This window comes from Streptomyces sp. R11 (assembly GCF_041051905.1).
In the GTDB taxonomy this organism is placed as follows: domain Bacteria; phylum Actinomycetota; class Actinomycetes; order Streptomycetales; family Streptomycetaceae; genus Streptomyces.
Window position 1 is genome coordinate 3,967,647 of the sequence record NZ_CP163432.1, and the last position, 22,214, is coordinate 3,989,860.

Here is a 22,214-nt window from a genome sequence, read left to right on the forward strand (position 1 = left end):
GTGATCGCCTCTCCTCGGCCAGTGTGATGCCATGATCACGCTGTGAAGGGCTCCGCCCGCGGGTCTACCGGATGACGATCTGGGCGGGTGGCAGCGAGCAGCACGCAGCCACGTCCTGGCCCGAAAGGCTCAGCCCTCGCTCTCCTTCACCCCCATCCCCTCGGCCTGTGCGCGAGGGGAGCGTTTCTCGAGGACTGCCGTGACCATCGTGCGCAGCACACCGGGCCTCGCCGTGTCCATGCTCGGGAGCCCTGACATCTGTCAGGGTCCCTCCCGCCTGCCTGTCTCCTAGCCTTTCGCGCAGGACGCCCGGCACAGGGCGGAACAGAAGGGCAGGACATGAAGATCCTCTGGAAACGCGCACTCGTCACCGGAGCAGCGGGGATCGCTCTCGCTGGCGGAACCGGTCTTGTGACCGCCTCACCCGCGGCGGCCGCGGAGGGAAATGTGCTGCAGTGCAGGGCCTGGGTCGCGGACAATCGCGCCTACGGCGAGTGCTTCAACCCCGGGACGCAGCTGCATGCGTTCTCCGTACACGCCATCTGCGGCTGGTCCCCGGACGCTTACTCGAATTGGTACTACGTGACGCCGGGCGGGACCACCACTGTCAGTATCGGCTGCGGCCCGTTGAGCACCGGCGTCGGCGGCGCGGCCATCGAGTACGGCGGCTGAGCGTCCCGGAACACCCAGATCCATCAAAAGCCCCCTAGACGGTCGATGAAGATCTTGGGTTATGGCCCTGCCACGTGAGCGGCAGGGCCAGACTCGTCATGTGGCCATAGGCGAGTGGGTCGGCGAGATGGTCGGGCCAAACGTGTGGGAGACCTGACGGGATCTGGTCCCGGCCGGGGGCGTGTTCGCGTTCCCGACCGAGCATCGTAGCGAGCTCTTCCCGGCTGAGATGTCCGCGGACACGTATCCGTCGACGAACGGACGCCCGAACGTGCCGCCACAGACCCTGCTTCCGCCACGATCATCTTGCAGGCCCTGCACAGGCTGTCGGACTTCGAAACGGCCCAGGAACTGCGGTTCTCCCGTTCGCTGTCACTCTCTTCGACTAAAGGGTGTTGCACAAGGCCGTGATCAGGGCATCTCCGTTGTATGGCTGGGGTGTTGAGGGCTGAACGGGTGTGGGTGGAGACGTTCACGGGGCTGCGCTTGACGCAGTTTTCGCGGTTGCTCAAGGCAGTGCGGGAGCGCGGTGGCAACGGCACGATGCAGGGCCGGCCGTGGAGCCTGCCGCTGGCGGAGCGGGTGCTGCTGGTCGCGGTGTACTACCGGACGAACCTGACCATGCGGCAACTAGGACCGCTGTTCGGAGTGTCCTCGTCCACCGTGTGCCGGGTGATCCAACGTCTCGGTCCGCTGCTCGCACTGGAACCCGTCTCCCGCCCTGCCGACGCCGCGGACCGGTTGTGGATCGTGGACGGCACCCTGATCCCGGTCCGCGACCGCAAGGTCGGCGCGTCCAGCCGCAACTACCGCTTCTCCGCGAACGTGCAGGTCATCGTCGACGCCGACACCCGCCTCGTGATCGCAGCGGCCCGACCGGCACCGGGCACCACGGCAGACGCCCACGCCTGGCGCGCTTCCGGCCTGGCCCAGCACTGCCAGGGCGTGACCGTCCTGGGCGACGGCGCCTACCTCAACTGTGGGATGGTCGTGCCGCACCGCAAACGCCCGCGCCGGCCCCTGCTGGCAGGCGAGGAAGCGGACAACGCCGCCCACCGCAAGGTGCGTGCCCGGGTGGAGCATGTGATCGGACGCATGAAGAACCACAAGATCCTCCGCGACTGCCGACAGCACGGCGACGGCCTCCACCACGCCGTCCAAGCCGTCGCCCACATGCACAACCTCGCCCTCGCATCATGACCAGAAGACCGCAGTCACACGCCCTGACCTGCCCAAACACGGCCTTGTGCAACACCCTTTAAAGGGTGTTGCACAACGGCGTGACCGCTAGATTCCCGCCATGATCCGGCCTGCCAGACTCTTCGCTTTGTCCGGTTTCCTGCCGACTGGCAGCGCACATTGATCTTGCTTGCGAGCTGCTGCCCGATCTTCCCGGCCCTTGTGCAACACCCTTTAAAGGCTGTCCCGCAACCCTCCTGCGCGGTGTCAGGATTCGTTGCAGTCCCGTGTGGCGGCCAATTCGCGCTGCTGGGCGTCGGTAGCCTGACGCCACTCGTCCGCGACGTCGCGGGTTTCATCCAGGGCTGGATCACGACTCCCGTCGGGTGCATAGGCCGGGGATCGATCTGCACGTAGCGGCACGTGGGCGCAGTACCACGCCCGCTTGGCGCCTGCTCGCTCCGCTTCCGTGCCCGTCCGGAGATAGCCGAGCAGTGCCGTCAGGACCCGACGGCGCCCGAATGCGTAAACCGCCGGCTCGACGAACCAGCGGCAGAAGCTGGGGTCCGGGTCGTAGACAGCTGCGGCCATGAGCGGGGCGAAGAACTCCTCAGACAGGCCGGCGCTCTCCAGCAGCGGCTTGCGGACCGCATGTGCCAGGTGCCGAGCACGGCGATCTTCCGGCATGTCTGCCCCGGTCCCCAGGTCTAGCAGTCGAGCCACTTCGGCGGCGCAGGACAGGAATGAACGTGCTGCCTTCTCATGGCGGTCGTCTTCGGCCATGACACGATTCTGGACTGATCAACGCCTATGTGACACCAACGCGTTGGTCTCCGCTTCGTGATCTACAGCCTGTCGTTAGCTGCTTCTCCAAAGTGAAACGATCACTTTGTGGCTGGTGTGATCACGGCGTCGATGCCGTCCTGGATAGAGCCCTTCACCGGGCTGACCCCGCGCTGCTTCGCCAAGCTGGTAGCCGAGGTAAGACGCCAGCAAGTTGCAGATCGACAGCGCGGGCGTCCCTGGAGCCTGCCGCTGGAGGACCGAGTCCTGCTGGTCACGGCATACTGGCGCACGAACTTGACGATGCGACAGCTGGGACCGTTGTTCGGGATTTCCCAGTCGGCCGCAGACCGGATCATCGACCACCTCGGTCCGCTGTTGGCACTCCGGCAGCGAAGGCGGTTCCGTAAGGACACTGTGCTCATCGTGGACGGAACCATGGTGCCGACCCGCGACCGCACGATTGCCGAGCAGTCCAAGAACTATCGCTACTCCACAGCCCACCAGGTCGTCATCGACGCCGACACGCGCCTGGTCGTCGTGGTCGGTCGGCCCTTGCCCGGGAACCGGAATGACTCTCGCGGTTGGGAAGAGTCCGGAGCTAAGGCTGCTGTCGGTACCACCATGACGATCGCCGACGGCGGCTACCAGGGGACCAGCCTGGTCATCCCACACCGACGCGAAAAGGGGAGCGACCTGCCAGCCTGGAAGAGGGAACACAACCGGTCCCACAAGCGAGTTCGCGCCCGCGTCGAGCACACCTTCGCCCGAATGAAGGGCTGGAAGATCTTGCGCGACTGCCGCCTCAAGGGCGACGGCGTCCATCTCGCCATGCTCGGCATCGCCCGACTGCACAACCTCGTCCTCACCGGATAGGCAACGACCTTCGCATGGCAGCCGAGCCCGCCCGCACCAACTCGAAGATCACTTACGGGACAACCTTTAAAGGCTGTTGCACAACGGCGATCTCGCTCAGATCCAGCCACCGACAGCAAGGTCAACTGCCCGAATATGCATGCCTTCCTGCCGTCTTGGAACGCCGCATGAAGGAGACCCGGAAGATCGACCAGGCGTTGTGCAACAGCCTTTAGCAGAGGTCGGGGCGCAGCAGGTAGCGGTCGAGGTAGGCGACCAGGAGGCCAGCGTCTGCGGAGGCGCCGAAGGTGGCAAGAGCTACGCAGTATGCCTGCCCTGCGTAAGGTCCTTCGCTGGCGAGCAGGAGTTCGCCGAGGCGTTCACGGAATTCGGTCCTGTGGGCAACGGCGATGAGCCAGGCGGCCGTAGCGAGCGAGGTACAGCAATCGCAGCAACTGACGATGACCGACAGCCATTCTGCCGGAGCAGAATGGGGTCGAACTCCTAAAGCGGGTGTCGCGGGTTCGAATCCTGCCGGGGGCACCAGCCGAAAGGCCCCGGACCGATCATGGGCCGGGGCCTTTTGACTGCAGGTGTGACGGCTGTGGCTCTCAGCGCACGTCGACGAAGTCGCCTGTGGCGCTGACCGCCGAAGTGGTGGACGTGCCTGCGAAGGACCAGCGCCAGTAGCCGTCTGCCGCTGCCGTGACCTTCGTCGACAGGTTGCCTGTCGAGTTGGTGTAGACCGTCTTCAGGGTCGTGTAGGTCGTGGTGCCCGCCTTGCGGAACTGCAGCTTCACGGGCTGGTTGGTGTAGCCCGCGTAGACGCGCTTGTCCCAGTTGGCGCGGGCCAGCTTGCCCGTGACCGTGATCGCCTTGCCCTTGGCGACCGGCTCGGGACCGGCATTGACACTGAGTGTGCCCCGCCGCAGGACCGAGTGCTTGGTGGCGCCGCCGTTGTTGTAGAGGTCGCCGTCCTTGGACTGGAGTTGGACGGTCACGTCCCACCTGCCCGCGAGGGTGTTGCGGGGCACGCCCCAGCCCGAGTCGAGCTTGAAGGTGAGCTTGCAGGTGGAGGTGGTGGCATTGACCGCGGTGCAGGTCGGGGCGCCGTGGTACGACCAGTAGTCGTCGCCGACCTCCCGGTCGATCTGGAGGAACGCGAGGTCCTTGCTGATGCCAGAGTCGTCCGAGGCGGTCACCGAGATGGTGAACGACTCGCTCTGGGAGGTGCCGAGGACGATGGGCTTGCCGCCGTTCACGGACAGCTTCTGGATCACCACGCCGGTCTCCGTCGCGTAGGCGGCCGGGGCGGTGACGGCGGAGGCGGAAAGCGCCAGGGCGCCGGTCAGGACGGCACCTATGGATTTCATGCGCATGAATCCCCAATTGGTTCGGGCCTGCCCCGGCCGTGATTCCCCCCCGGCCGCAGGCATGGCAGATGGGGCGAGAATAGGGCACCCGCGCAGCTCAGCCGACGTCGGAGTGCGGACCCCGACCCCCTTGTCCGATGCATCGCAAGGCGTAGGCGGCTGCGGGCTTGTGTTCGCAGGAGGCGTTCGAGCGCCGTACGCCCTCGACTACGGGCGACAGGAAGGTCTCACACCCGCTGGCTGATCAGGCGGGCGCTTCTGTGAGACACCCGCTGACCAACTCGTCGATCCATGGGACTGCCGTCAAGCTGCGGGCAGAGGGTTGCAGCGGCGCCAACTCCACCCTGCCCGTGAATCGGCCACCCACTTGACCGGCGAGCCAGTGGACGCGGGCGATCTGGTCGCCGTTCCGGTCTCGGGCGTGAACGTGGACGGTGTGGTCCTGCGACGGTTCGTCCTGGTAGAGGTCCCGGCAATTGACCGTCGGCGTGAGGTAGGCGTACTTCTGCGAGATCGCTTCCAGCCCGGCTTCGGGAACCGCAGGCCATGCGTCACCTGCCAACCGGGCTGCGCTGGACGGGATTCCCCCCGAGTTGCACATCTGAATCCGCCCCCCCGGGCAATGCCTTGGGTGATCGCGCCACTCGATGCGAAAAACTCGCATCACCCATCCGAGGGACCGTGAGCCTAGTCCGATGCGCCCAACATAGGTCCTGACAAAAGAGGCGCCACTATGGGTCTCAAGCAGGAGGCCCGCACCACCGAACGGGCTTGGCGGCAAGATCGGTGGGGCGGGCACTGAGTACCAGGAGGTACCGCTATGAGTGTGACTCCGACCCGCTCCGTACTGTCAATCGCTCGCCCGAGGGACTGGGCGGCCCTGCTCATCGTCATCGTGATCGTCTATGTCCCGACGACGCAGATCCAGGACATCCTGACCAGCCTGATCGCCCTGTCAGGAGTACTCGTCTCGGGCTCGGCAGTAAGGGCCGTATCAGCGCGACAGCCGCTGTCGACCACCTGAGACCGAATGGGCTCGATCGGGCCGGCACGGGGTCCCACCCGGAAAGCCGGGAGAAGGGCCGGCGTTCCCCTTGCGTGCCCGATCGAGCAGGCGGTGTGTCTGGTTCTGCTGTGGCGTGCGGTCCGAGCAACACGCGTGCCACTAATGCTGCGACCGCCCTGCAGACAGTGCAGATTCGCCCACAGCGGCGAGGGCGGTGAGGACGGCGGCGGCAGGCCAGGTCACGGTCTCTTGTGCTCCGTATTCCGGCTGACCCAGCACCGTGCGATCCGCGCGGCGCCTTCGGTGGCGCGCCACGTGGTGAAAGGGGACGCTGGGTGCGGGGGTACGTGATGGAAAGGCACCCCATGGCCGAGACCAGCGCAGACCACAAGGCTCACACGCCGTTCTTTTCCCGCCCCGGTGTCCGCCGCCTCATACCGTTCGCTCTGATCACCGCGATCGCTCTGGTCTTCATCTTCGAGAACAGCGCGAGCGTCGAGATCCGCCTTCTCATCCCGAAGGTGACCATGCCGCTGTGGGGTGCCCTTTTGATCGCCTGGGGCCTCGGCATGCTGGCCTGCGCCTTCACTGTGCGTCGACGGCCGAAGCGGCATTCACGACAGCAGCGGTAAAGGTGCGCGGGTGTTGCACGAATGGCCCGCCCCGAAGTGCCTGGTAGGCCCGAGCTACTTAGCGTCGTCGTGCGCGCCCCGCGCAGAGGGCAGCGCGGCGCGGCTATTGAGAGGCACCTTCATGGCAGTCGTGATGACTTTCGTCTGGCCCGAGATCACGCCCGAGTTGTACGACGCGGTGCGCAAGCGGGTGCGCTGGGAAGAGGAGTCCCCGGACGGGTGCGTGCTGCACGTGGCGTGGTTCGCGGCCGATGGCTTCCACGTGCTCGACATCTGGGAGTCGGAGGAGCACTTCGCCCGGTTCATCGCCAGCCGGATCGAACCTGTACTCAAGGGCGAACTGGGGGTGAAGAGCGACCCCCAGCCGGAGTTCTTCCCGCTGCACAGGCGCTTCGTCGCCCCGGGCGTCAGCGGTGCTGCCTGACGCCCGCGCCAGCGAACTCCGTCCGCTCTCCCGTGCCAGGGCCCGGGCCTTCGTCGCCGTGCGAGGACCCCGGCGCGCCACGCTGCGCCCCCTTGGCTGACGACCGTTACGGGCCCTCACCTTCCCTCACGCCGGCCGGGAAGTCCGCTGTCGCTGGTCCATGGACGCGCAGCACCCGGCTTCGGGCATGCACGGGTGCTACGTAGCGCCTGCTGGAGAGCGAGGAGGGCCTCCCGGAGCCATGTCCCCTCGCCCCAAGCCTCTTGTGGCGGCGGGCGTTTGGGGGCGACATGCTCGTTGCCTCGGGGCACCGCGAGCCGGGACACCGGGCAAACACCCTATGGACAGAGCCGCCCATTGAGCGCCCCATCCCTCCGGGACGAAGGGAAACAGAACAGCGATGACGGACGGTGGGCGGAAGCCGGACCGGAGCGGGGTGGACCGGTCGGAGGGGTTTGGCGAACGACTGCTGGGTGTGCTGCTGGACCGGGCGCACGAGATGCCGCCGGAGTTGATCGCCCCACTCGTCGCGGAAGAGGTGGCCAGAGTCGGGGGGCGGGACGTCTCCATCCTCCTGCAGGACTACGAACAGGTGCTGCTGGTGCCGCTGCCGGGCCGGAGGCTGAGGGTCGGCAGCCCCGAGCCGGTCGAGGACTCCCCGGCCGGCGAGGCGTTCCTGAGCCGCAGAGCGGTGGAGGTGCCGCAGGACGGCAGTGTGCGGATGTACCTGCCGCTGCTGGACGGCAGCGACCAGATCGGCGCGATGGCCGTCACTCTGGACGACGTCGATGACGACGACCGGCGGTTGCTCCGCAGACTCGCCGGTCTGGTCGCGGACATGATCGTCACCAAGGACGCCTACACCGACCTGTTCTTCCAGACCCGTCGCAGCGCCCCGATGAGCGTGGCCGCGGAGATCCAGTGGTCGTTGCTGCCCCCGCTCTCGATGACTGTTCCGCAGGTTGAGGTGGCCGGAATCCTGGAGCCCGCCTACGACGTGGCCGGCGACAGCTTCGACTACGCCCTCAACGGCGACATCCTTCACGTGGCCATGATCGACGCGATGGGCCACGGGCTGGACGCGGCGACCATGGCGACGGTGGCCATCGGCGCCTATCGCCACACGCGACGGGCCCATACGGACCTGTCCCAGGTGTACGCGTTCATGGACAGGGCCATCAATGAGCAGTTCGGCCACGACCACTTCGTCACCGCACAGATGATGTTTCTGAACATCGCCACAGGCAGGCTGCATTGGGTCAACGCCGGCCACCCGGCTCCGTTCCTGATCCGCGACCGCGCTGTGGTGGACCGACTGGAGAGCCCGACGACCTTGCCGGTCGGCTTCGGCGGTGAGACGCCGATGGTCAGCGAGCGGATGCTGCAACCCGGGGACCGGCTGCTGTGCTTCACCGACGGCCTGATCGAGGAGCACCAGACCGGCGGGGAACAGTTCGGTGAGGAGCAGCTCATCGAGTGGACCAACCGCGTCCTCCGCGACCGCACCGAAGTACGGGCGGTGGTGCGGGCGCTCTCCCACGCCCTGAAGCAGGAACGTGGCGGCAGCACGAGCGACGACGCGACCATCTTCCTCATCGAGTGGCGGGGCGGCGACGCCGATCATCTCGCCGCCCTCGATTGAGCCCGCTATATCCAATGACCCGTCTCTGTAGAGCTACGGACCGGACGGGCGCCCCTCCCCAGCCTCACTCCCGAAACGGGTACCGCAGGTTCGAAGCCTGCCGGGGGCACAGAGATGCACCAGCTCAGAGGAGCTTCCGTCCGTCGGGCGGATCGGCGCGCCTGGACGACAGCCCCGCGTGGGCCGGGCTTGGCCTGGGTCTGTATCCGGGCTTCCCCACTGCACCCGGGCTTCGCGGCCGGGCACCGGCGCCCGGCGCTGATCTACACGATTCGGGCGTGACCCGACTGGCCGCTGATTCTTGGGGGCGAGCGACTCCAGAGGGCCTCACCAGATGAATCCCCTGGTCAGCGGCATTGAGCTCCATCTCATCCGAAAGGTGATCGCTCCCGTCCGCGTCCGTGCCGGGCATTGGACGTGGACAGGGGCAGCGAAGGGGTTGCTCGTAGGCGCATACTGGGTCCGATGACAAAGCCTGCTGCTCCGAAGCGTCACTTGCCCACCAGCCCCTTCAAGGCCCCGGTCGCGCCTGCACCCAAGCACTTCGCAGTGGGCGACAAGGTCACCCACGACATGTACGGCCTCGGTCGTGTGATCGGTATCGAGGCCGGAATCGCCGCGCTCGTCGATTTCGGATCCACGCCGATACGGATCTTGAGCCCGTACGCCAAGATGACCAAGCTGTAGTACCGCTCTGTGCCCGGACACGGCACAGCAGGTCCCCCGCAGGGACCTGTGACGAAGGAGAGACCTCTCATCGAACTGACCTCGCTGTTCTCCGCTCCGGAAGGGCAGCCCCGCCGTTCCGACGCGGCATCGCCGCCTCCGGCGACCAACCCCTTCCAGGCCCCGGACTTCGGGGAAGACGAGAGCTTCCCGCTCGACGACGCACAGGAGCCCGCCTCGGGCACGCGTGCCACCGGGCCCAAGGCGGCTTAACAGCGCTTCACGGGCTCTCCGCCTCCAGCCCCTCCACCTCACCCGCAGCTCCCTCCGCCCGCCGCCGAACCTCGCGAAGCCGGCGGTCGGCTGTGCGGGCCTCGTTGCGGGCCTCCTGTTCGGCGGTGCGGGCCCGTTGGTGTTCGGTTTTGGCGTGTTGTAGCTCGGCGGTCAGTTCGGTGACGCGCTGTTGCGTCTCGTCGAGGTGCTTCTTCGCTGCGAAGGCCTGGCGGGTTGCGGTTGCCGTCTCGTCTTCCTGAGCCCGGAGTTCTCGTGCGGCCTTGTCGGCGGCCTTGCGGGCCTGGGCGAGGCGGCGGCGGTGTTCCTTGTCGGCCTTGGTGTCGCGAGGGGTGGGCCGCCGAGTGCGGGACTCAGCGGTCGGAGACGGTGGGGTACGGCGGGCGGTCGCGGGGGCCGTCACCGCCGGGAAGTCCGTCGCCGAACTGAAGGGCTTGGTGAGTCTGCCGCTCGCCCATGCGCGGGCCGCCTCGGGGTCCGCGAGGGCGGCGTGCAGGGTGCTCTCGACCTCGTGGCGGGCGGCGTCGCTGATCGGGTGGCCCGCCTGAGCGGCGAGTTGTCCGGCCTGCCGGGACAGCTCGCCGATCAGGATCCGTTGCTGTCGGCCGAGCTCGCGCAGCTGCGCCCCGTCCAGGTCCTGGTGGGCCTGCCTGAGGCCTTCGCCGAGGCGGAGCAGCGGCTCGACCTCGCTGCGGCGCTCGCGGACCAGGAGGTTGCTGGCCCAGGCCGACAGGCTCGGGCGGCGTAGCTTGCCGATCTCGGTTGCCAGGGCACGGTCACCGGACGTGCGCGCTGCGGCCGCCCGTGCGGCGCGGGTGGGGATGAACTCCTCCGGTCGCAGGCCGTACAGCTCGTCGGCGACAGCGTCCAGGTCCACGTCCCGGTCCCGGTCCATCGGCATCCCTCCCTGCGTCCCTCCTCCCTGCGCCCCTCGCCACGTCACAGAGGTCAACAGAGACCCGTGTCGATTTTCGCACCTTTAGCGCCTATTTGCGGCAACGGTCGAACGGCGGGCACGGGCATCGCAGACACGCGCATGGCAGGCACCAGGCATGACGGGCGCCGGCATGGCGGGCACCGGGCACGGCCGGCACCGGCACGACCGGCCCGGTCACCTCACTTCCAGGCGCGGTCCGCGAAGTCCGCGATCAGCGGGGCGATCTCCCCCAGGTGGGTCTCCAGAGCGAAGTGGCCGGTGTCGAGGAGGTGGAGTTCGGCGTCGGGGAGGTCGCGGAGGTAGGCGCGGGCGCCCAACTCGGTGAAGAAGGGGTCGCGGGCTCCCCAGGTGATGAGGGTGGGCGGGGTGTGGCGGCGCAGCCAGGCGTGCCAGGTGTCGTAGCGCTCGACGTTGGAGTGGTAGTCGAAGAGCAGGGCCTGCTGGGCGTCCTTGCGGCCCGGCTGGTCCAGGAAGTGCTGGTCGAGGGTCCAGCCGTCCGGGGCGACCAGGTCGGGGGTGGCGACGCCGGTCTCGTACTGACCGCGGGTGGTCTGGAGGGTGAGCATGTCCTGGATGGCGTCGTGGGCGCCGGGCGTCTGCGGGGTCAGGCTGAGCAGGTCGCGGGCCATCTCCGAGAGGCCCTCCTCGTACGCGTTGCCGTTCTGGACCACCAGTCCCGCTATCCACTCGGGGTGGCGTTCGGCGATACGGAAGCCCACGGGGGCGCCGAAGTCGAAGACGTACATCACGAAGCGGTCCAGGCCCAGGCGCTGGACGAAGGCCTCGGTGATGTCGGCGAGCCTGTCGAACGAGTAAGTGAAGTCGTCGGGGGCCTGCGTGTGGCCGGAGCCGGGGTAGTCCGGGGCGATCAGCCGGTAGTCCGCGCCGAGCGTGTCGATGAGGCCGCGGAACTGGTGGGAGCCGGATGGAAAGCCGTGCAGGAGGAGCAGTACGGGGGCGTCGGTGCGGTCGGGGAGGGACTCCCGGTAGAAGACGCGGACCCCCTCGATCTCCAGGTGGCGATGGACGGTGCGGGCGGTTGCAGCAAGCACGCCTGACCCCTTCCTAATTGCTTCTTCGGCGGTGGATGCATTAGTTACAGCTCCGGTATAACCCTGAGTCGACTAACGCGTCAACCTGCTCATGTAGCATTAGCCCTATGAGCGATCCCCAACCGCTGACCGGAGAACCCCTGGCCCTGGACCTGGTCAACACCCGCACGGCCGTCGGCGACCTGCTGACCACGCCGCGCGACCTGCGGGCCTGGTGGGAGCTCCAGGACGACCGCCTCCCGGAGGCCGTACCGCAGGAAGGCACCGGAGTCACCGCCGCCGACCTGGCCGCGGTGCTCGCCGTACGGGAGCACACCGCCCGCGCCCTCGATCACGTCCGCCGGGGCGAGCAGCCCCCGGCCGCGGACGTGGCGGCGCTCAATGACGCGCAGCGGGCCGCGCCCGCGATCCACGAGCTGGCGTGGGACGGGTCGGCGGTGGTCGCCACGCGGCGGCGAGAGGGGGCGCCGGGGCTGCGGCTGGCCGCCTGCCTCGCGGAGGCTGCCGCCGAGCTGCTGGCCGATCCGGCGGTCGCCAGGATCCGGAAATGCGAGGCCGACGACTGCGTGATGGTCTTCCTTCCCACCCATCCGCGCCGCCGCTGGTGCTCGGCCGCCCGCTGCGGCAACCGGATGCGCGTCGCCCGCCACTACCAGCGCCACAAGACCGGCTAGGCGACCGAAGCCGGAGCAAGGCGGCCGGAAACGCGCGCACCGCGCCTCAGAGCCTCCGCGCCTCAGAGCCGGCGCACCACACCTCAGAGCTTGCGCACGTCAGAGCTTGCGCACCGCGCCTCAAAGCTTGCACCCCACCCCGCAGTACGCGTCGACCGCCGCCGTCGCCGGGTCCGTCGGGCCCTGGGTGTCGGGGCGCCACTCGGGGACCTGGACGATGCCCGGGTCCACCAGGTCCAGGCCGTCGAAGTAGGCGGCGATCTCGCCGATGCTGCGTACGTGGTACGGCACGGCGCCGCTCGCGTTGTACGCCTGCGACGCGGCGATCATGCCCTCGCTGGTGGCCGTGCTGTCGCTGACCACCAGGTGACTGCCCGAGGGCAGGCCGGCCAGGAGGCGCCGCACCAGGTCGCACGCCAGGTCGTGGTCGGCGACGTGGCCGAGGGTGTTGAGGATCATCAGGGCGACCGGGCGGGAGAGGTCGAGCGTGGCTCCGGCGGCCTCCAGGACGGCCTCGGGGTCGTACAGGTCGGCGTCCAGGAACGTCGTCATGCCCTCCGGGGTGCTGGTCAGCAGGGCGCTCGCGTGGGCCAGCACGACGGGGTCGTTGTCGACGTACGCGATCCGGGCGTCCGGGGCCACGCGCTGGGCCACCTGGTGGGTGTTGTCGGCGGTCGGCAGGCCGGTGCCGACGTCCAGGAACTGCCGTATGCCCACCTCGCCGGCCAGGTGGCGTACGGCACGGCCCAGGAAGTGGCGGCTGGTGACGGCCACGTCGGCCAGCCCCGGGAAGATCTTCTTGATCTCGTCCCCGATCCGCCGGTCGACCTCGTAGTGGTCCTCGCCGCCGACGAAGTAGTTCCAGAAACGGGCCGAGTGCGGCTTGGCGGTGTCGATCCTGGCCCGGGCCTCCGCAGCGGCGGCGCCGATCGGGGTGGTGGGGTCGTCGGGCACGGTGGGGCCTCCTGCGGGGTCGGTGGGGGACGTCGCCGGTGATTCAAACAGCAATCAACGTAGGCCAACTCGCCGTGCCCATAGGGAAGTTGAGCAGATACGCCTCACACACCGTGAAGTTTTGGCCACACCCCCCGGCCCTCCGGCCGCCCCTCACTGATCCAGATACGCCAGCACCGCCAACACCCGCCGATTGTCGGCGTCCGCCTGCAGCAACCCCAGCTTGGTGAAGATGTTGCCGATGTGCTTCGCGACGGCCTTCTCCGTGATGAACAGGCCTTGCGCGATACCCGCGTTGGAGCGCCCCTGCGCCACCCACTCCAGAACCTCGCGCTCGCGTTCGGAGAGGCTGCCCACCGCCTCGTCGCGCTCCTTGCGGACCAGGAGCTTGGAAATCACCTCGGCGTCCATCGCGGTGCCGCTCTCGGCCACCCGGCGGATGAAGTCCAGGAACTGGGCGCCGTTGGTGACCCGGTCCTTCAGCATGTAGCCGACGCCCCGGCCGCCGTCCGCCAGCAACTCACGCGCAGCGGCTCCACGTACTGCGACAGCAGCAGGACCGGCAGATCCGGCATCCGCTCACGGGCCGTCAGCACAGCCCGCAGCCCCTCGTCGGTGAACGTAGGCGGCAGCCGGACGTCGACGACCGCGACGTCCGGCCGCTCGCTGACGAGCGCGTCCAGCAGTTCCGTACCGTTGTCCACGGCGGCGACGACCTCGTGGCCGTGGGCGCCGAGCAGGCGGATGAGTCCGTCCCTCAGGAGGAAGTGGTCTTCGGCGAGGGCAATACGCACGGCAGCTCCATCGTCACCATGGTCGGTCCGTTGACGGGGCTGCTCACGGCCAGCACCCCGTCGAAGGTGGCGAGCCGGTGCTCGATGCCCCGCAGGCCGCTGCCGCGCGAGGCGTCGGCGCCGCCGTGCCCGTCGTCGGTGACGGTGACGCGCAGCATTCCGCGATCGTAACGAAGTTCGATCCACGCCCGTTCGGCGCCGGAGTGCTTGGCGACGTTGGTGAGGATCTCCGAGACGGCGAAGTACGCGGCGGACTCGACCGGCATCTCGGGGCGGCCCGGCAGGTCGACCTCGACCTCGGTGCGGACCGGGCAGACCATCGCCAACGCCCGTACCGCGTCCGCGAGTCCGCGGTCGGCGAGGACCGGCGGGTGGATGCCGCGGACCAGGTTGCGCAGTTCCTCCAGCGCCTTGGAGGAGGACTCGCGCGCCTCGATGAGCAGGGCGCGGACCGCCCCGGGGTTGGTCTCCAGCAGGTGTTCGGCGGCGTTCAGGGTCATGCCCATCGCCACCAGGCGGGCCTGGGCGCCGTCGTGCAGGTCGCGTTCGATACGGTTCGCCGACTTCCTCACCCCGACCCCGAGGGACGGCGAGACCATCGAGGAGGGCGTCGCACGGGTGCGCGCGGCCGGCCCCCGCCAGGCCCGCGCCAACCTCACCGTCTCCCTCGCCGGCCCCCTGCCCGCCGTACTGGACCGCGACGACCTGCCGGAACGCGCCGCCGCGCTCCTCGAGTGCGTCTGGACCGAGACCGTACGGCCGGACTGGGACCGGCGCCGGCGCGTCCTGGAGGCGGACGTGGTCGCCCGGACCGCGCAAGTGAGCCGGGGCGCTGGGCGGCCTGGACTCTCCCCCAGAGGGGGACCCCCAGCGCCTTGGGCGCACCCGCCGGCTCGGTGACAACCGGCTCCAGGTGAACCTGCACGAGTACCCGCCCCGCGAGATCTCCGGCGCCGAGCTCGTCTTCGTGCCGGTCACGCCGAAGGGCGGCTGGGTGCCCTGGGAGGCGCCCGAGCGGTACGCCGTGGTCTACCCCTGTGCGGGCGCGCTCACCGACCCCGGCGCCCGGAGCGTCCCCGCGGGCCTCGGCGCGCTGCTCGCGCCCGCGCGCGCCGAGGTGCTCGTCCTCCTCGACTCCCCGCTCAGCACCACCCAGCCGGTCGCGGTGACCGGGCAGGGGCTGGGCTCGGTCGGGCGGCATGTGCGGGTGCTGCTGGACGCGGCGCTGGTGGAGCGGCGGCGGGCGGGGCGGTCGGTGCTGTACGAGCGGACGGCCGCGGGGACGTCCTCGTCGAGGCCCGGCACCTGCCCGACACGTACCGGAGTTAGCATCCGTTTCATGACGACCACTGACAGCAGCTCCCCCCTCGACGTCGACATCGATGCCCTCCAGGGCGGCACCGCCGATCTCGCCCAGTACGCGGGCAAGGCCGTGCTCATCGTGAACGTGGCCTCCAAGTGCGGCCTGACCCCGCAGTACTCCGGCCTGGAGAAGCTCCAGGAGCAGTACGCGGAGCGCGGCTTCACCGTGCTCGGCGTGCCGTGCAACCAGTTCCTCGGGCAGGAGCCCGGCAGCGCCGAGGAGATCGCCGAGTTCTGCTCGGCGACGTACGGCGTGTCCTTCCCGATGACCGAGAAGGTCGAGGTGAACGGGGAGGGCCGGCACCCGCTGTACGAGCGGCTCGTCGGCCACGCGGATGCCGAGGGGCACACCGGGGACATCCGCTGGAACTTCGAGAAGTTCCTGATCGGCCGCGACGGCAAGGTCGTCGCCCGCTTCTCGCCGCAGACCGAGCCGGAGGCGGCGGAGGTCGTGGCCGCGGTGGAGTCCGCGATCAAGTAGCACGGGTTGACCTTGCCCCTGGGGCAGAGCCGAGCGTCCTTGTCGCCGGGCGGAACAGGCCGCCCGGTGACGGAGGATGAGGCCGTGGACGACGAACTGCTCACCATCGGCGCGTTCGCCGCGCGGGCCAGGCTGTCGGCCAAGGCCCTGCGGCTGTACGACCGCCTCGCACTGCTGGCCCCGGCGCACGTCGACGAGCTCAGCGGCTACCGCTACTACCGCGCCGACCAGGTCGAACGTGCCCGTCTGGTGGCGCTGCTGCGCCAGCTGGACATGCCGCTCGCACGGATCGCGGAGATCGTCGAGGCCCCGGACGGGGCCGCGGCGGCCGCCCGGCTCGACGTGTACTGGGCGGATGTCGAGGCGCGGGTGGCGGGGCAGCGGACGCTGGCCGAGTACCTCCGTGGACGACTGTCGGGGAGGAGCTCCGAGATGTACGGGAAGTTCGTGGTCGAGACGGTCGAGGTGCCCGAGCAGGTGCTGATCACCGAGACGCGGCATGTGCTGGCAGGTGAGTTGCCGGCGTGGATCGGAACGTCGCTGGGCCGGCTGGAGTCGGCGGCGCAGGAGTGCGGCGGCATCACGGCGCCACCGTTCGTCGTCTACCACTCCGACGTGTCGACGGAGAGCGACGGGCCGGCCGAGTCGTGCGTGCCGGTGGCCGACGAGGCGGCGGCGCGGGCGTGGCTCGAGAAGCAGGGCCGGACGCGGGAGACGACGGTACGGGTGGAGCCGGCCCAGCGGCTCGCCTACACCCGGATCACCAAGGCGCAGGTGGCCCATCCGCAGATCCTGGCCGCCTTCGAGGCGGTGGAGGAGTGGATGGCGAAGGAGGGGCTGTGGCAGGCGGGCCCGTGCCGCGAGGTGTACTTCGTTCAGGACTGGGACGGTGCCGGGGCACAGGACCCGGTGTGCGACGTGGCGTTCCCGGTGAGGTGATCCGGCCCGCCCTCGGGTGAGGGCACGGCCGAGCCCTCTCGGCAAGGACGGCGGGCTGGTCGAGAGGGCTCTTCCTGTGGTGCTTGTGCAGTTGTCGATCGTGCGGTCGGTTGAGGGGTGAGGATCAGCTAGACCCGCCCCTTACGCCTTGACCGACGCCACGAAGGTGTTCCACGCGTCCGCGGGGAACGCCAGGACCGGGCCCTCGGGAACCTTGGAGTCCCGTACCGCCATGGCCGCAGCGACCGGTGACTTGACCTCGACGCACGCGCCGTTCCCTGTGGAGTACGAGGACTTGGTCCACGTGTCCGTGGCACCCTGACGAATTGCCATGTTTGCTCCGAATTGCCAGATGTTGAGTTGCTGTCACCGCGCCGCGTGTCCGGATCGGACCCCGCAGCGCGATTCGCGCCAACCTTGTTGCTCGGTGGCGTGATCGACGCTACTCGCCAACATCGGCCGACGAAGCGACTATTCACTCGGCTGGGTGGCATATTCCAGTGGAGTCTTCCGCCCCGGCCCGGGGACGGTGTACCGTACGGCGCTTCTCAACGCGCGTACTCCTTGGCGATGTCCGCGATGAACTGCCGCGACTGCTCCACGTTCAGGGCCTGCGCCCTCAGGTGCTCGTACATCACGCTGTACTTCTGGACGTCGTTCGCCTTCTCCAGGTACAGGTCGCTGGTGACGCCCTCGATGTAGACGACGCTGGAATCGGCCGCGTCCGGGAACTCGAGGATCGCGTACTGCCCGTTGAGGCCCGGGTGGGCGCCCATGTCGAAGGGGATCACCTGCACGGTGACGTGCGGCAGCTGGGACTGCTCGACGAGCTGCTCCAACTGGTCGCGCATGAGGGAGCGGTTGCCGACGACCCGGCGCAGGGCGGCCTCGTCCAGGACGGTCCACAGCCGGAGCGGGTTCTCCTCGGTGGAGATTCGTTCCTGTCGGCGCATCCGCACCTGGACCCGCTTCTCGATCTCGGTCTGGGCCGTCTCCGGCAACGCCCCGGCGATCAGGGCCTCCGCGTACTGCTTCGTCTGCAACAGCCCCGGAACGACCTGCGGGTCGTACACCCGCAGACTCGCCGCGTCCGTCTCCAGCCCGATGTAGACGCTGTAGGGGATGTCGCCGAAGGAGTGCCACCATCCTTGCTGGCGCGAATCCTTGGCCATCTGCATCAGGGAGTCGACGATCCGGTGGTCCTCCACCTCATAGACCCCGCACAGATCGCGGACGTCGCGCTGGCTGATGCTGCGCCGGCCGTTCTCCAGCCGGCTGATCTTCGACTGCGACACCAGCAGCCGCTCGGCCACTTCTTCGGCCGTCATGCCCTTGAGCTCCCGGAGCCTGCGCAGCTCCTGGCCCAGCCGGCGTCGCCTGACGGTGGGATTGACATTGGACGCCACGGGACGTGCACCTCCGGCTGCCTGCCTGCGATTGCCACTTTGCGTATCTGCTGTTGAGCAGACTGCCACCAAGGTGCTTACTACCGCTGGGAAACGGTGGATATGCGCTGGATACACGCCAGTTCGCCAGGACCCCCGCACATGCGGCCGCGCGGGGCGGCGGGACCGATGCCGTCGTCCGGGCATCCGGTCCCGTCACCCCGCGCGGACCAGCGGCTCCCGAACCGGTCTCGGTGACTGCGGTGCGGCGCTGCACGTGGCGTGCGAGTGCGTGCGAGTTCGAGCGTGTGAAGCGTGGCGGTGCGTGGTGGTGCGTGGTGCGTGGTGCGTGGTCGAGCAAGCCGGGCGCGGAGCCCGGGTGATCCGGTGGTGCGGGTCGTGGAACTGCGGCTCAGTGGGCCACGACACGCGCCATGGATCCGCGGCGCGGCTGCACCGGAACACCGCGGGCGGGTTCCGCTGCGGCCCTGCCTCCGGGGGCGGCCTGACGGCCGGCCGGGGCCGGGCTGCGGCGCGGCTGTGCCGCCGCACCGTTCTGGACGTCCATCACTGCGTGCGCGACGAGACCGCCCATGGGGTCGTGCCTGATCAGGTCCCTGAGCCGGGACCGGGACGACCGTCCCTCGTTCCCCGGATACAGGTGCTTGCCGAGGCCGACCGCGTGTGCCAGTGCGGCGAGTGCCGCGGTCCGCGGGTCCGGCGGTACGCCGGTGCGGATCGCGGAATCCAGCCGGGCCCTGATCTCCCGGCTGATGGCGTTGTCCGTCGCCTGATAGCGAGTCGTCGGCAACACCCCGCACATCTGACCGGCCACGGCATGCACCATGCCGCACCGCTCCAGATGCGAGAGGTAGGTCTGGCGCAACCCCAGTCGGGGCCCGCCGATCCAGTGGACGGCACGCACGGGAGCGCCACGCCTTCGCAGCAACTCCAACGCACAGTCCAGTGTTGGATCTCCAGTCGGCCGTGGGGCTACCACGGCGATACGATCCCCGTCTGGGGCTATCCGTCCGGCCAGCGCCAGCTCCACTAGCTGTGCTCCGGCCAGACCGAGGTCGAGCGACTGCGGCTGTGCGGTGGTACCCGTGGTCGGGTCCAACGCCAGCAGCAGAAGCTCCTCCGGAAGTGTTCTGCGGCTCCTGCCCATCCATGCCTCCCCGCGTGGATGAAAGACAGGGTGACCCCTCTCACATTCATCTGTCGAGGGTGCGTGACCGGTTCGTAAGGGAACCGGTAGGTATGTCGTTCTCGTCTACCGGATGAGTTGAGTGCCGCGCACAGGACACTGGTACATGGTTCGGACAGCGGCACGGGGGGTCGTACGGGCACGGTGTCCGAGTGACGGCTCACTGTTCGGACGCCGCACGGAGGCCGTGCGGCGGCACATGGAGGAGGCATCGGTGGCGGGCGAGTCCCCCGACAGGTCGAAGCAGCGCGAGTCGTCGGCAGAACCGACGTCGGGGAGCGCGGTCCCGGTTCCCGAACCCGAGGGTCCCACCCGGCAGGACGCCGGCGAACGACGCGACCCACGCCTCGCGGTGGCCCGCGAGGCCACGGCGCCGCGCGGTGGCGTCGATACGGCGACGAGGGTCCTGTCACGAGAGGACCTGGACGCGGTGAGGACGCGGCTGGAGGAGGCGGGGGGCACCGCCGAGGACGCCGAGGGCGAGGACGCTGCCGCGGGCAGCTCCGAGGGCGCGGACACGGTGGCTGACGACGCCGCGAGCGCGGACGCTTCGGCGGACAGCACCGAGGACACGGACGCTTCGGCCGACGACGACGCGAGCGAAGACGCTACGGCCGACAGCACCGAGGACACGGACACCGCGGCCGACGACGACGCGAGCGAAGACGCTACGGCCGACAGCACCGAGGACACGGACACCGCGGCCGACGACGACGCGAGCGAAGACGCTACGGCCGACAGCACCGAGGACACGGACACCGCGGCCGACAGCACCGAGAGCGGGGACGCTTCGGCCGACGACGCCCGCGAGGCGGGGGCGGTGGTCGGGGCCGCGGAGGCGGAGAGCGAGTCCTCCTCGACCGTCGAGGGTGCGGAGCCCGCGGCCGGGAAAGACGCGGGGAGCGCGGAGGACATCTCTGCGAGCGCCGACGCGACGGACGCCGACGGCTCGCCCGCCGAGGGTGACGATCGGCTGAGGGCGGCCGTGGCGGCTTGGGTGGCCTCCTCGGACGACGACGAGGCCGAGGGTGAGGACAAGGGCGCCGCGGACGACTCGGGTGAGCCCTCCGATGCCTCCGAGGCTTCCGACGCCCACGAAGCCGCTGACGCCGACCCGGACGACTCCCCAGAGTCCGCCGAGGGCAGTACGCCTGACGCACCCGCAGCCGCAGCCGCCGACGGCGAGGACGCCCCCGCGGGGCCCCCCGCAGCCGACGACGAGAGCCGCACGGGTGGCGCGGGTGGGAACACGAAGGCCGAAGGCGAAGCCGAGGCCAAGGCCGTCGATCAACCCACCGCCATCTTCAAGACCGTCCGCCCCGCCAAGCAGCCCCCGGTGGACCAGCCCACCACCACGCTGAAGGCCCCCGCGCCGGAGACCCCCTCCGAGCGCACCAGCAAGTTCGTCGCACTCAAGCCCGACATCAAGCCGGACGCCCCCAAGGCCCCGACCTCGACCCCGACCCCGGAAACGCCGAAGGCCCCCGCGCCGGACGCCACCGCCGTGGTCCCCCAGATCGGCCCCGAGCGCACCACCCAGCAACCCCTGCCCCCCAGGCCCCCGCTGGACCTGCTCGCCGAGCTGACGAACACGCCGCCGCCCCCGGACACCCCGGTCCGCACGGCCATCCGGCGGGTCAAGATCTGGACCCCGCTGGTCCTGCTGCTCGCGATCGTCTTCGCGGTCGTGCAGAACGTGCGCCCGCTCCCGGACCCCACCCTCGACCTCACCGCGAAGGACAGCTACACCTTCGACGGCAGCAAGGTCGACATCCCCTGGCCCACCGCGGGCCAGGCCGCGCTGGACGTCGACGGCATCGGCAGCTTCGGCTCCTCCGGTGACCAGAAGCCCGTTCCGATCGCCAGCGTCGCCAAGGTCATGACCGCGTACGTCATCCTCCGCGACCACCCCCTCAAGAGCGGCGCCGAGGAACCGAAGATCAAGATCGACCAGGCCGCCGAGGACCAGTCGGACGCCGGCCAGGAGTCCACCGTCGACGTGACCGCCGGCGACGAGATCTCCCAGCGCGAGGCACTGGAGAGCATCCTGATCGCGTCCGCGAACAACGTGGCCCGTCTGCTGGCCCGTTGGGACGCCGGTTCGGAGAAGGCGTTCGTCGAGAAGATGAACGCCGCCGCCGAGGACCTCGGCATGACGAACACGACGTACACCGACCCGTCCGGGCTCAACAACACCACCGTGAGCACGGCCGTGGACCAGGTGAAGCTGGCCAAGGCGGCCATGAAGTACCCCGCCTTCCGCGAGGTCGCCGCGATGATGTCGTACGACGACTACAAGGGCAAGAACCACGGCAACTGGAACCAGTTGGTCGGCAGGAACAACGTCGTCGGCATCAAGACCGGCACCACCACCTCCGCTCTCGGCAACCTCGTGTTCGCCGCGAAGAAGGAGATCGGCGGCGAGACCCGCACCATCGTCGGCGCCGTGGTGCGCCAGCCCGACACGGGCAGCGGCATCCTCGCCGCCGCTCTCGACTCGGGCGACAAGCTCATCCGCGCCGCGCAGGACACGCTGGAGTCGGCGACGATCCTGAAGAAGGGCGACGTCGTCGGGTACGTCGACGACGGCCTCGGCGGCCGCACCCCGGTCGTCGCCACCAAGGACGTCACGGCGGTCGGCTGGTCGGGCCTGAAGGTGAAGCTGACCTTCGCCTCCGACCCGGTACCGCACACCGCGACGGCCGGCACCAAGGTGGGCACGCTCACCGTGGGTGACGGCAGCAGCGGCGCGGTCAAGATCCCGGTCGCCCTCCAGTCGGAGCTCACCGAACCGGGCTTCACGGACAAGCTGACCCGCATCGCCTGACGCGGGGGCGACATCACGGCACCCTGACGCAGCCCGCCGACAGCGCCTGTCGGCGGGCTGCGTGCTAGCGTCACGAATC

General features: G+C 69.2%; 21 protein-coding genes and 4 pseudogenes. 14 read left to right on the plus strand and 11 right to left on the minus strand.

Annotated elements, in window-relative coordinates; all coding sequences use genetic code 11:
- Window positions 1-339 precede the first annotated feature (339 nt).
- Window positions 340-672, plus strand: coding sequence for a hypothetical protein (locus tag AB5J55_RS18010; protein ID WP_369271671.1), 333 nt, complete (start codon window positions 340-342; stop codon window positions 670-672).
- Window positions 673-1,101: 429 nt separating this feature from the next.
- Window positions 1,102-1,872, plus strand: a complete 771-nt coding sequence (locus AB5J55_RS18015; RefSeq protein WP_369268656.1) for a transposase family protein — start codon at window positions 1,102-1,104, stop codon at window positions 1,870-1,872.
- A 246-nt stretch (window positions 1,873-2,118) separates the two neighbouring features.
- Here the strand turns inward: AB5J55_RS18015 and AB5J55_RS18020 are convergent, their stop codons facing one another.
- Window positions 2,119-2,634 carry a hypothetical protein gene (locus AB5J55_RS18020; protein ID WP_369271672.1) on the minus strand — a complete coding sequence of 172 codons (516 nt, stop codon included), beginning with the start codon at window positions 2,632-2,634 and terminating at the stop codon, window positions 2,119-2,121.
- 108 nt (window positions 2,635-2,742) lie between these two features.
- Between AB5J55_RS18020 and AB5J55_RS18025 the strand changes: the two genes are divergently transcribed.
- Window positions 2,743-3,510, plus strand: a complete 768-nt coding sequence (locus AB5J55_RS18025; protein ID WP_369271673.1) for a transposase — start codon at window positions 2,743-2,745, stop codon at window positions 3,508-3,510.
- 217 nt (window positions 3,511-3,727) lie between these two features.
- Here AB5J55_RS18025 and AB5J55_RS18030 read toward each other — a convergent pair.
- Window positions 3,728-3,916: pseudogene (locus AB5J55_RS18030) on the minus strand (DUF6000 family protein); the annotation flags it as partial.
- 184 nt (window positions 3,917-4,100) lie between these two features.
- The gene (locus tag AB5J55_RS18035) at window positions 4,101-4,868 is read right to left on the minus strand and encodes a hypothetical protein (RefSeq protein ID WP_369271674.1); all 768 of its coding nucleotides are present in this window, start codon (window positions 4,866-4,868) and stop codon (window positions 4,101-4,103) included.
- An 814-nt stretch (window positions 4,869-5,682) separates the two neighbouring features.
- On the opposite strand from AB5J55_RS18035, the gene AB5J55_RS18040 reads away from it, so the two are divergent.
- The 6 genes from AB5J55_RS18040 (at window position 5,683) to AB5J55_RS18065 (ending at window position 9,505) form a co-directional block, all read left to right on the plus strand.
- A complete protein-coding gene (locus tag AB5J55_RS18040; RefSeq protein ID WP_369271675.1) occupies window positions 5,683-5,886 on the plus strand; it encodes a hypothetical protein in 204 nt (67 codons plus the stop codon).
- Window positions 5,887-6,233: 347 nt separating this feature from the next.
- Window positions 6,234-6,500, plus strand: a complete 267-nt coding sequence (locus tag AB5J55_RS18045; protein ID WP_369271676.1) for a hypothetical protein — start codon at window positions 6,234-6,236, stop codon at window positions 6,498-6,500.
- Window positions 6,501-6,621: 121 nt separating this feature from the next.
- Window positions 6,622-6,924: a hypothetical protein gene (locus AB5J55_RS18050; RefSeq protein ID WP_369271677.1), complete on the plus strand. Its 303-nt coding sequence runs from the start codon at window positions 6,622-6,624 to the stop codon at window positions 6,922-6,924.
- A gap of 400 nt (window positions 6,925-7,324) precedes the next feature.
- Window positions 7,325-8,566 (plus strand): PP2C family protein-serine/threonine phosphatase, encoded by a 1,242-nt coding sequence (locus tag AB5J55_RS18055; protein WP_369271678.1) that lies wholly within the window; start codon window positions 7,325-7,327, stop codon window positions 8,564-8,566.
- Window positions 8,567-9,031: 465 nt separating this feature from the next.
- Window positions 9,032-9,253: a hypothetical protein gene (locus tag AB5J55_RS18060; protein ID WP_328881042.1), complete on the plus strand. Its 222-nt coding sequence runs from the start codon at window positions 9,032-9,034 to the stop codon at window positions 9,251-9,253.
- Between the two features lie 48 nt (window positions 9,254-9,301).
- Window positions 9,302-9,505, plus strand: coding sequence for a hypothetical protein (locus AB5J55_RS18065; protein ID WP_369271679.1), 204 nt, complete (start codon window positions 9,302-9,304; stop codon window positions 9,503-9,505).
- Between the two features lie 7 nt (window positions 9,506-9,512).
- Here the strand turns inward: AB5J55_RS18065 and AB5J55_RS18070 are convergent, their stop codons facing one another.
- Window positions 9,513-10,418 (minus strand): hypothetical protein, encoded by a 906-nt coding sequence (locus AB5J55_RS18070; RefSeq protein ID WP_369271680.1) that lies wholly within the window; start codon window positions 10,416-10,418, stop codon window positions 9,513-9,515.
- A gap of 221 nt (window positions 10,419-10,639) precedes the next feature.
- A complete protein-coding gene (locus tag AB5J55_RS18075; protein ID WP_369271681.1) occupies window positions 10,640-11,512 on the minus strand; it encodes an alpha/beta fold hydrolase in 873 nt (290 codons plus the stop codon).
- A gap of 107 nt (window positions 11,513-11,619) precedes the next feature.
- Here AB5J55_RS18075 and AB5J55_RS18080 point away from each other — a divergent pair, with 107 nt between their 5' ends.
- A complete protein-coding gene (locus AB5J55_RS18080; protein ID WP_369271682.1) occupies window positions 11,620-12,186 on the plus strand; it encodes an ABATE domain-containing protein in 567 nt (188 codons plus the stop codon).
- A gap of 120 nt (window positions 12,187-12,306) precedes the next feature.
- Here AB5J55_RS18080 and AB5J55_RS18085 read toward each other — a convergent pair whose 3' ends face one another.
- From AB5J55_RS18085 to AB5J55_RS18095, 3 genes and pseudogenes are all read right to left on the minus strand, one after another.
- A complete protein-coding gene (locus AB5J55_RS18085) occupies window positions 12,307-13,140 on the minus strand; it encodes an SAM-dependent methyltransferase (RefSeq protein ID WP_369271683.1) in 834 nt (277 codons plus the stop codon).
- A 153-nt stretch (window positions 13,141-13,293) separates the two neighbouring features.
- Window positions 13,294-13,934, minus strand: a pseudogene (locus tag AB5J55_RS18090) (response regulator transcription factor).
- Window positions 13,898-14,488 (minus strand): annotated as a pseudogene (locus tag AB5J55_RS18095) (sensor histidine kinase); the annotation flags it as partial. The pseudogenes AB5J55_RS18090 and AB5J55_RS18095, both read right to left, overlap by 37 nt.
- 4 nt (window positions 14,489-14,492) lie before the next feature.
- On the opposite strand from AB5J55_RS18095, the pseudogene AB5J55_RS18100 reads away from it, so the two are divergent.
- The 3 genes and pseudogenes from AB5J55_RS18100 to AB5J55_RS18110 all read left to right on the plus strand — a co-directional run.
- Window positions 14,493-15,263 (plus strand): annotated as a pseudogene (locus AB5J55_RS18100) (winged helix-turn-helix domain-containing protein); the annotation flags it as partial.
- A 10-nt stretch (window positions 15,264-15,273) separates the two neighbouring features.
- Complete coding sequence (locus AB5J55_RS18105; protein WP_369271684.1) at window positions 15,274-15,777, plus strand: glutathione peroxidase; 504 nt, start codon at window positions 15,274-15,276, stop codon at window positions 15,775-15,777.
- 66 nt (window positions 15,778-15,843) lie between these two features.
- Window positions 15,844-16,716, plus strand: a complete 873-nt coding sequence (locus tag AB5J55_RS18110; RefSeq protein WP_369271685.1) for a MerR family transcriptional regulator — start codon at window positions 15,844-15,846, stop codon at window positions 16,714-16,716.
- A 141-nt stretch (window positions 16,717-16,857) separates the two neighbouring features.
- Here the strand turns inward: AB5J55_RS18110 and AB5J55_RS18115 are convergent, their stop codons facing one another.
- The 3 genes from AB5J55_RS18115 to AB5J55_RS18125 form a co-directional block, all read right to left on the minus strand.
- Window positions 16,858-17,049, minus strand: coding sequence for a DUF397 domain-containing protein (locus AB5J55_RS18115; protein ID WP_004000436.1), 192 nt, complete (start codon window positions 17,047-17,049; stop codon window positions 16,858-16,860).
- Between the two features lie 215 nt (window positions 17,050-17,264).
- On the minus strand, window positions 17,265-18,122 hold the full coding sequence (locus AB5J55_RS18120; RefSeq protein WP_147999839.1) for a helix-turn-helix transcriptional regulator: 858 nt from the start codon (window positions 18,120-18,122) through the stop codon (window positions 17,265-17,267).
- 391 nt (window positions 18,123-18,513) lie between these two features.
- Window positions 18,514-19,269 carry a GPP34 family phosphoprotein gene (locus tag AB5J55_RS18125; protein WP_362388045.1) on the minus strand — a complete coding sequence of 252 codons (756 nt, stop codon included), beginning with the start codon at window positions 19,267-19,269 and terminating at the stop codon, window positions 18,514-18,516.
- Window positions 19,270-19,522: 253 nt separating this feature from the next.
- Here AB5J55_RS18125 and AB5J55_RS18130 point away from each other — a divergent pair, with 253 nt between their 5' ends.
- Window positions 19,523-22,135: a D-alanyl-D-alanine carboxypeptidase gene (locus AB5J55_RS18130; RefSeq protein ID WP_369271686.1), complete on the plus strand. Its 2,613-nt coding sequence runs from the start codon at window positions 19,523-19,525 to the stop codon at window positions 22,133-22,135.
- The last annotated feature ends 79 nt before the right edge of the window (window positions 22,136-22,214 follow it).